The organism is Lacinutrix sp. MEBiC02404 (genome assembly GCF_053601575.1).
Genome location: NZ_JBSHNV010000185.1, coordinates 1 through 7,177 on the forward strand (window position 1 = coordinate 1; position 7,177 = coordinate 7,177).

General features: G+C 30.7%; 11 protein-coding genes and 1 pseudogene. All 12 read right to left on the bottom strand.

Translation table 11 applies throughout. From position 1 onward, the window contains the following. Nucleotides 1–347: 347 nt before the first annotated feature. Nucleotides 348–908: a hypothetical protein gene (locus tag ACVCXO_RS10785; protein WP_452229598.1), complete on the bottom strand. Its 561-nt coding sequence runs from the start codon at nt 906–908 to the stop codon at nt 348–350. Nucleotides 909–914: 6 nt separating this feature from the next. After that, entirely contained in the window at nt 915–1,559 is a 645-nt protein-coding gene (locus ACVCXO_RS10790; protein WP_452229599.1) for an RHS repeat domain-containing protein, read from the bottom strand. A gap of 239 nt (nt 1,560–1,798) precedes the next feature. Then, nucleotides 1,799–2,293 carry an immunity 26/phosphotriesterase HocA family protein gene (locus tag ACVCXO_RS10795; RefSeq protein WP_452229600.1) on the bottom strand — a complete coding sequence of 165 codons (495 nt, stop codon included), beginning with the start codon at nt 2,291–2,293 and terminating at the stop codon, nt 1,799–1,801. Next, a complete protein-coding gene (locus ACVCXO_RS10800; protein ID WP_452229608.1) occupies nt 2,293–2,835 on the bottom strand; it encodes an RHS repeat-associated core domain-containing protein in 543 nt (180 codons plus the stop codon). Before ACVCXO_RS10800 ends, ACVCXO_RS10795 begins: the two co-directional genes overlap by 1 nt. A gap of 26 nt (nt 2,836–2,861) precedes the next feature. After that, on the bottom strand, nt 2,862–3,011 hold the full coding sequence (locus tag ACVCXO_RS10805) for a hypothetical protein (RefSeq protein WP_452229601.1): 150 nt from the start codon (nt 3,009–3,011) through the stop codon (nt 2,862–2,864). 221 nt (nt 3,012–3,232) lie between these two features. Beyond that, on the bottom strand, nt 3,233–3,907 hold the full coding sequence (locus ACVCXO_RS10810; protein ID WP_452229602.1) for a hypothetical protein: 675 nt from the start codon (nt 3,905–3,907) through the stop codon (nt 3,233–3,235). 2 nt (nt 3,908–3,909) lie between these two features. Beyond that, the gene (locus ACVCXO_RS10815) at nt 3,910–4,335 is read right to left on the bottom strand and encodes a hypothetical protein (protein WP_452229603.1); all 426 of its coding nucleotides are present in this window, start codon (nt 4,333–4,335) and stop codon (nt 3,910–3,912) included. Nucleotides 4,336–4,421: 86 nt separating this feature from the next. Next, nucleotides 4,422–4,571, bottom strand: a complete 150-nt coding sequence (locus tag ACVCXO_RS10820) for a hypothetical protein (RefSeq protein ID WP_452229604.1) — start codon at nt 4,569–4,571, stop codon at nt 4,422–4,424. A 52-nt stretch (nt 4,572–4,623) separates the two neighbouring features. Next, entirely contained in the window at nt 4,624–4,923 is a 300-nt protein-coding gene (locus tag ACVCXO_RS10825; RefSeq protein ID WP_452229605.1) for a hypothetical protein, read from the bottom strand. Nucleotides 4,924–5,271: 348 nt separating this feature from the next. Then, nucleotides 5,272–6,132, bottom strand: coding sequence for a hypothetical protein (locus ACVCXO_RS10830; protein WP_452229606.1), 861 nt, complete (start codon nt 6,130–6,132; stop codon nt 5,272–5,274). A gap of 2 nt (nt 6,133–6,134) precedes the next feature. Beyond that, nucleotides 6,135–6,764: an RHS repeat domain-containing protein gene (locus tag ACVCXO_RS10835; protein WP_452229607.1), complete on the bottom strand. Its 630-nt coding sequence runs from the start codon at nt 6,762–6,764 to the stop codon at nt 6,135–6,137. A gap of 34 nt (nt 6,765–6,798) precedes the next feature. Beyond that, nucleotides 6,799–7,177 (bottom strand): annotated as a pseudogene (locus tag ACVCXO_RS10840) (hypothetical protein); the annotation flags it as partial.

The following is a 7,177-nucleotide window of genomic DNA, read 5'->3' on the forward strand; positions in this document are numbered from 1 at the left end:
TTTGCAACATACCAGCAGCATTCCACTCGTATTGCCAATGGTCTTTTTTACTTCTAAAAATACTGCTACTACCTTTGTACTTTTCGGTTAAAAAACCGTCGGCATCGTATTTATAGTTCCAGCTTCCTTTTTTCTCTAATCTTCCGCCTTTACTGTATTCTCTATCGTTATGGTTGGTGGTTTCAAAAAGGTTACCAACATTATCTTGGTCACGTACTTGTTGTGTACCATCTTGAAAGTTGGCTAATGTTTAAAATAAAAAGGCACACTTTTTATTAGTGAGCCTTTTTTAAATTATATTTAAACAATTAGTCACGCTTTATAAAAGCGTACCAGTTGGATTTTTCTTAGTTTTCTTTTGTTAATTCAAAATGAATATTCTTACCAGAAGAAGGTAATATTTTTAATCCTTTTTCAAAAGCCTTTTTTGCACCATTGGTATATTTTAATGTTCTTTCGAATTTTCTGTTTTCTGTTGGTTCAAAAACACTGTATCCACCTGAAATAATAAGTTTTTTTAATTCTCTTTCAATTTTTTTCCATAATTTGAAAGAGTTTTCATCGGTCAATATTTTAAGAGAACTAAGCCATGACTCTTTTAAGAATGTTTTAGTTTCTTCTCCGATGGTAATTGATAATATATTTGGATTGTTCTCTAAAAATAAATAGGGCTTTTCAGTATTACTCAAATTAAAATCATTGATAGAAAAAACTATTCTTGCACTAGATTTAAGTAAAGAATTGTAGTTAATATTTTCTTTAATACAGAATGTTTTAATGCCAAAAGTATGAGAAGTTGGTTTCTTTTCAATAAATCCAATATTTAAATCATTAGATATTCTCATTTTTTCGACAAACTCTGATAATTCTGAATGATTTATAAAAAACTGTGTACTAATTACTTTCATATTAAATTAATTATATGGAACAAACTCAACATCATCAAAAATGTTACTTAAATCATCAATTGCTTGCTGCTCTCTTTTGATTGGAGTGCCATCTCTTTTTTGTTTTCCAACATTTACAACCTTTGTTTTTCCGTCTTTTGTGGCTAGAATATATGGTCTTCTATTTTTTACTCCACCTGTGATATGAAGTTTTTCAGCTTCTATATTTCCTCCTTCTTCTATTTTCCAGCCTAGGTCATCTAATTCTTTTGCTTTTTTACCAATTACATCGTTGTGTGGTCCATTTTCACCTTTTGTTTTTGGTCCTCTCTTTTTACTTGGCGAGCCATCTTTATTTTTTCTTCCTTTATATCCTGCTAATCCAAAAGCATCAATATAAGCATTAGTATCACCAACATAATTGTAAAGATTATATTCATCAGAAAGCAACCCAATAGGGTCCTGTGAAATATACCTGCCATCTTCAGGATCATAATATCTAAACCTATTATAAGCAAGTTCTATCTCACTATCATAATATTGCCCTTGATACATAAAAGGGCAACTATTATTATCTCCTTTAATGACCTTACCAAAAGTATCTAAAGAACGTTCCCAAGTTTGTTCGCCTTCTGCATTATGCATGCATTCCCAGCGCGCCAGCTGGCTCATTCGCTAAAAAGATCTACAAGACCTTTTTTATACGCTCTGTCACCCAAATGGTGTGCTAAAATACTAAACTTTTTGTGGTTTTGAGTTTTGCAGTTTGCTGTTATTTCAAAGAGCATTTGTAATATAAAAGTAAAATAAAAAGGCACACTTATAAAAGTATGCCTTTTTTAAATTATGTTTAATACAATTAGTCACGCTTTACAAAAGCGCGCCAGTTGGAATTCGCGGTATTTTTTTAGTTAATCAAATAGCTCTTCAATTATACGTTTTTCTAATTGAGAAGGCATCCATATTTTCCAAAATTCATATTTCTTAGCTTCTATTTGACTGATTGGAGTTTCTTTTCCATTTTGAAATAGTCGTAAATCATCATTTGTACCTAAGACTAACTTTATTTCCGAATAATTAGAATCCTTTTCTTTATCGTAAGGTTCTTGTATATGTATCTTTTTCCAGCGTTTTTTTGTCATTGCTAATCCTGAGGTAGCAATAGGTTGAAATAAACGTTTAGATGAAATTATACTTTCTAAATCTTGGTTTAAATTACCAATTAAATCAAATACTTCAATAAATATACCACCACCTTCTTTATCCTCAATTACTCTACAAAAAGCAAATTCTTTACCTTTATCTTCAAATTTATCTCTTGAAAAACTCTTTATGCTTGATTCGCCTGATAGAAATAACGGAATAGCATATATTTCTCCACCATTTAATTTAGTTGTTTTTTTCATTATTTTTTATATCCTGCTTTTGTTTTTTTCTTTTTATTCCTTTGAATATCATCATAAGCCTTTTTAAACGCTTTACCTCTTTTATCTTTTCTGTTTTTGTCAAAAGAGTTAACTTTATTACCTCTATTTGTAGCAGATATGTCTTGACCTATGATACCTGTTTTTGTCTTTTTGGTTTCAATTAAATCTTGTTCGTGACCACGAGCTTGCGCTAAAGTTAAATTACCATCTTGTCCATGTAAAACTCTCATTTCTCCAGTTTCAGCTAATCTTCCTGACTTTATATGTTGTTCTGCTCTTACTTCTGGATTATTGCTAATTCCAATATAATAAGGCTCAACTGCACCTACATCATAGAGACCGTAAACATATTGACCTGTAGTTCCAACTCCAACCAACCCTAAAGGATCAATTTCTTCATTTATATCACCTACATAATTGTAAAAATTATGTTCTCCTGACAAAAGTCCAATTGGATCTTGAGATATATACCTACCATCCTCAGGATCATAATATCTAAATCTATTATAAGCTAATTCAATTTACTCACATAAATTTATTGTTTTTTTTAAGGAGTTCGTGAACCTCCTTTGTCGGTTTCAGCATCATAATATTGCCCTTGATACATAAATGGGCAGGAGTTGTTATCTCCTATAATTACCTTACCAAAAGTATCCAGTTTACGTTCCCAAGTTTGTTCGCCTTCTGCATTATGCATGCTAGTTGGTGTACCTAAATGGTCTGCTAAAATACTAAATTTCTTATTATTTTTAAGTTTGGCTGTTGGTTGTTATTTCAAAGAACATTTGCATTATAAAAGTTAAATAAAAAGGCACACTATAAAAGTGTGCCTTTTTATTTAAAGTAAAACAATTAGTCACGCTTTACAAAAGCGCTAGTTGGGTCTAGTTACAAACTAGCACCAGCATGGGGAAAATTTTAGATTTCAGACAACAAAACTTCTTTAAGTATTTTTTTACGTTTATCAATGATTATAACTTTATCATCTTCTATAATAATATCTTTAAATCTATACTCAAATGCTAATTCATCTGGGTCAGTTTCCAAAATTATTTTGTTATAAATTTCTTTTTTATCTCTAATTATAATTAATGATAATTCAAATTTCGAAATAGTCAAATTACAATTTAACTCGACTAACAAATTTATGTTTTTATTAGATTTTTTTTTGAAAATCCAATTATTTATAAATTTGTTTTCTTTTAACTCCTCATAAGACTCTAATATTTCTGTGGAAGGAATTACATACTTTGTTTCTGCTTTTTTAAAGGCTGTAATTAAAATTTGATGAAAAAACTCTCTAAATTCATTGTTGGTACTTAAGTTATCATATCTCTCTTTTTTGAAATCAAGTTCTATAACTAATGATTTGTTGGATGAAATATAAGGTTCTAAATTCATATATTTTTCTTCAAAACCATGTTTAAGAGTGATTACAATGTTTCTGTATTCGGTTGAATCAAACTTTAAAGGTTTTAAACAATTTCTCTCAATATAATTCAATATATGTCTTGTTCTTTTTTTTAGCAAATACTGATATGAAGTATCGCCAGGATTCAAACGTAACTGAATGTCAATGTTATTTAATCTCATTTTTAAGGTCTTGAATGTTTATCTAATTGTAATGTTTCTCTGTGTAGGTCTGCATTTTCTACTTCCCAATCGAGTATTTTACCTCTTGCACCATCGCCACTATCAATTTTCTTTACTACTTCAGTACTATATGGAGCTCTATCATCACTTAAATCTTTGTTCCAATCTCTTGCTTGTTTTTCTGCTCTAGAAGATTTATCGTCTTTTTTTCTTATTCGACCACTACTAACTCCAGTTTTTACAACATTTCCGTCTTTATCGTAAATTTCATAACCGTGTTGCGCCTTTGTGTTTCTCCTATCATTAGCATGATATTTTTTATTATTATAAGAACTACCAGCTAGACCAGAAAAATCAACATATAAATTAGGGTTTTTAATGTAAGTATAAAAATTAAATTCGCCTGAACCTAAGCCAATCGGATCCACAGAAATATACCTACCATCCTTAGGATCATAATATCTAAATCTATTATAAGCTAATTCAATTTACTCACATAAATTTATTGTTTTTTTTAAGGAGTTCGTGAACCTCCTTTGTCGGTTTCAGCATCATAATATTGCCCTTGATACATAAAAGGGCAGGAGTTGTTGTCTCCAACAATTACCTTACCAAAAGTATCCAGTTTACGTTCCCAAGTTTGTTCGCCTTCTGCATTATGCATGCTCGTTGGTGTACCTAAATGGTCTGCTAAAATACTAAATTTCTTATTGTTTTTAAGTTTGGCTGTTGGTACTCGCCAACTCGCCAGCTGTATCTTCGTTAAAAAAGTCCACAGGACTTTTTCTTAACACTCGATAGTCTTCAAAAACCCAAGTGACGATGCCATTGTCTCCAACGGTGCTGTTACTTAAAATGTCTCCATTTTGGTTTTCTTTCCATTCGTGTAATGGTACGTTACCATCCCAAAGCCATTTGGTTGTGGTGCTTTTAAAGGTTTTACTTAGTCTTCTGCCTAAAGCATCGTAGGTAAAATGTACTTGTAATTTATCTGGTCGTGTTACGGTTTGTAGCATACCAGCAGCATTCCACTCGTATTGCCAATGGTCTTTTTTACTTCTAAAAATGCTGCTACTACCTTTGTACTTTTCAGTTAAAAAACCGTCGGCATCGTATTTATAGTTCCAGCTTCCTTTTTTCTCTAATCGTCCGCCGCTACTATATTCTCTATCGTTATGGTTGTAGCAAACGAAACAAAATATGCTGCTGTTGGATTATGAAATTTATACTTTCTGCTCATACCTTAAAAATACAAAAAGCTACCTAAATGAATAGATAGCTTTTATTGTTTAATTATTTAGTAGAACTTACTCGCTACGGCACTCGTTACAAACGAGCGCTAGCGAGGGATCGCGCGTTAGTGGCTATTCATTCCTTCCTTTTTGTGCTCCAGTTAATTCTAAAATTTCTTCTAAAGTATGAGAGTAATGTTTTTTATTAGGATAAAAATTAATTTCTTCTAAACTTTTAGTTTCAATTAAAGGTTTCATATCGCCATCTTTACAGTTCCAAAAGTTTATTTTTTTTAGATTTTTCATTTTCTTAATAAAATGCAAAGAATCTAATTCCGAGATAAATAATTCTTCAATTGTATCATTATTTTCTAATGAGGAAAAATCTGTAATAGATTTACATTTTTCTATCTCTAATATTTTTATTGATTTAGATTTATTCAAACTAGAAATGTTATTTAACTTTGGATTAAAAGCTAGTTTCAAAGATTTCAATTGTAGAATGTTTTCAATAAAATCAACATTAACTATTTTTGATTTATATAAATGTAAAACCTCAAGTTTTTTTAAACTACTAAATTCTTTAAAGTTTTCAAAAGGGTATTTAGCACTGAAAACTAAAGAATTTAGATTTGAATTTTCATTATAATTAATTATTTTTTTTGAATATACAGCCCCTAAACTTTCAAGATTAATTATTTTTTTAATATCTAATTCAAAATTTACATTTTCAGAAATCACTAAATCTTTTAACAAATCTAAACTATAAATAGACTCAGCATTTATTGCTTTTTTTATATTTGAAATACTTAAATAAACTAAAATATTTTTGAGTTTTTCTATTGATTTTAAATCTAGCTCATCGACTCCGATAAAACTTCTTAATTGAACTCCTGGGCAATTATTTTTTAAGACAAAATTAATTCCTGATTCAAATTCATGATCAATAATAACATATTCTGATTTTCTATTTTCTCTAATTTTAAATGACATATTTATTTTTTATATCCTTTACTTTTCTTGTGTTCTGTTTCAAAGTCATCTGCTTTTTTCTGAATATCATCATATAAAGCTCGATCATTAAGTTCAGCATCTGCTAATTTTTTCTCCCCTGGTGAATTAATTGCATTACCGAATGAAGGATCGTTTATGGCATCATGTCTTCTCATTAATTCCGCTTCAACCATCAATCCAGTGTTGTTATTATTATAGTCAACATGAGTATGTTGTGTAGCATTGTCTTTACCACCTATTCTTTCCCTCATAGATCCAAGTGACCTTGGGTTTTTTCCTTTCCCAATATAACTTTTCTTACCATCAGTAAACATATATGTACCAGTTAATCCAAATACATCTATACAACTATTTGTATCATCAATATAACTATACAGATTGTTTTGGCCAGAGAATAACCCAATTGGATCTACAGAAATATACCTACCATCCTCAGGATCATAATACCTAAATCGATTATATGCCAATTCAATTTCAGGATCATAATACTGCCCTTGATACATAAAAGGGCAACTATTATTATCTCCTGTAATTACCTTTCCAAAAGTATCTAAAGAACGTTCCCAAGTTTGTTCGCCTTCTGCATTATGCATGCTCGTTGGTGTACCCAAATGGTCTGCTAAAATACTAAACTTTTTGTTGTTTTTAAGTTTTGCTGTTGGTACTCGCCAACTCGCCAGCTGTATCTTCGTTAAAAAAGTCCACAGGACTTTTTCTTAACACTCGATAGTCTTCAAAAACCCAAGTTACAATACCATTGTCGCCAACGGTGCTGTTGCTTAAAATGTCTCCGTTTTGGTTTTCTTTCCATTCGTGTAATGGTACGTTACCATCCCAAAGCCATTTGGTGGTGGTGCTTTTAAAGGTTTTAGAAAGTCTTCTTCCTAAAGCATCGTAGGTAAAATGTACTTGTAATTTATCTGGTCGTGTTACGGTTTGTAACATGCCAGCAGCATTCCACTCGTATTGCCAGTGGTCTTTTTTACTTCTAAAAATGCTGCTACTACCTTTGTACTTTTCGGTT

Bases quoted from the DNA above. Each gene is read 5' to 3' on its own strand.
- ACVCXO_RS10785 (WP_452229598.1), bottom strand. From the start codon at position 908: ATGAAAGTAATTAGTACACAGTTTTTTATAAATCATTCAGAATTATCA.
- ACVCXO_RS10790 (WP_452229599.1), bottom strand. From the start codon at position 1,559: ATGAGCCAGCTGGCGCGCTGGGAATGCATGCATAATGCAGAAGGCGAA.
- ACVCXO_RS10795 (WP_452229600.1), bottom strand. From the start codon at position 2,293: ATGAAAAAAACAACTAAATTAAATGGTGGAGAAATATATGCTATTCCG.
- ACVCXO_RS10805 (WP_452229601.1), bottom strand. From the start codon at position 3,011: ATGCATAATGCAGAAGGCGAACAAACTTGGGAACGTAAACTGGATACT.
- ACVCXO_RS10810 (WP_452229602.1), bottom strand. From the start codon at position 3,907: ATGAGATTAAATAACATTGACATTCAGTTACGTTTGAATCCTGGCGAT.
- ACVCXO_RS10820 (WP_452229604.1), bottom strand. From the start codon at position 4,571: ATGCATAATGCAGAAGGCGAACAAACTTGGGAACGTAAACTGGATACT.
- ACVCXO_RS10825 (WP_452229605.1), bottom strand. From the start codon at position 4,923: ATGCTACAAACCGTAACACGACCAGATAAATTACAAGTACATTTTACC.
- ACVCXO_RS10830 (WP_452229606.1), bottom strand. From the start codon at position 6,132: ATGTCATTTAAAATTAGAGAAAATAGAAAATCAGAATATGTTATTATT.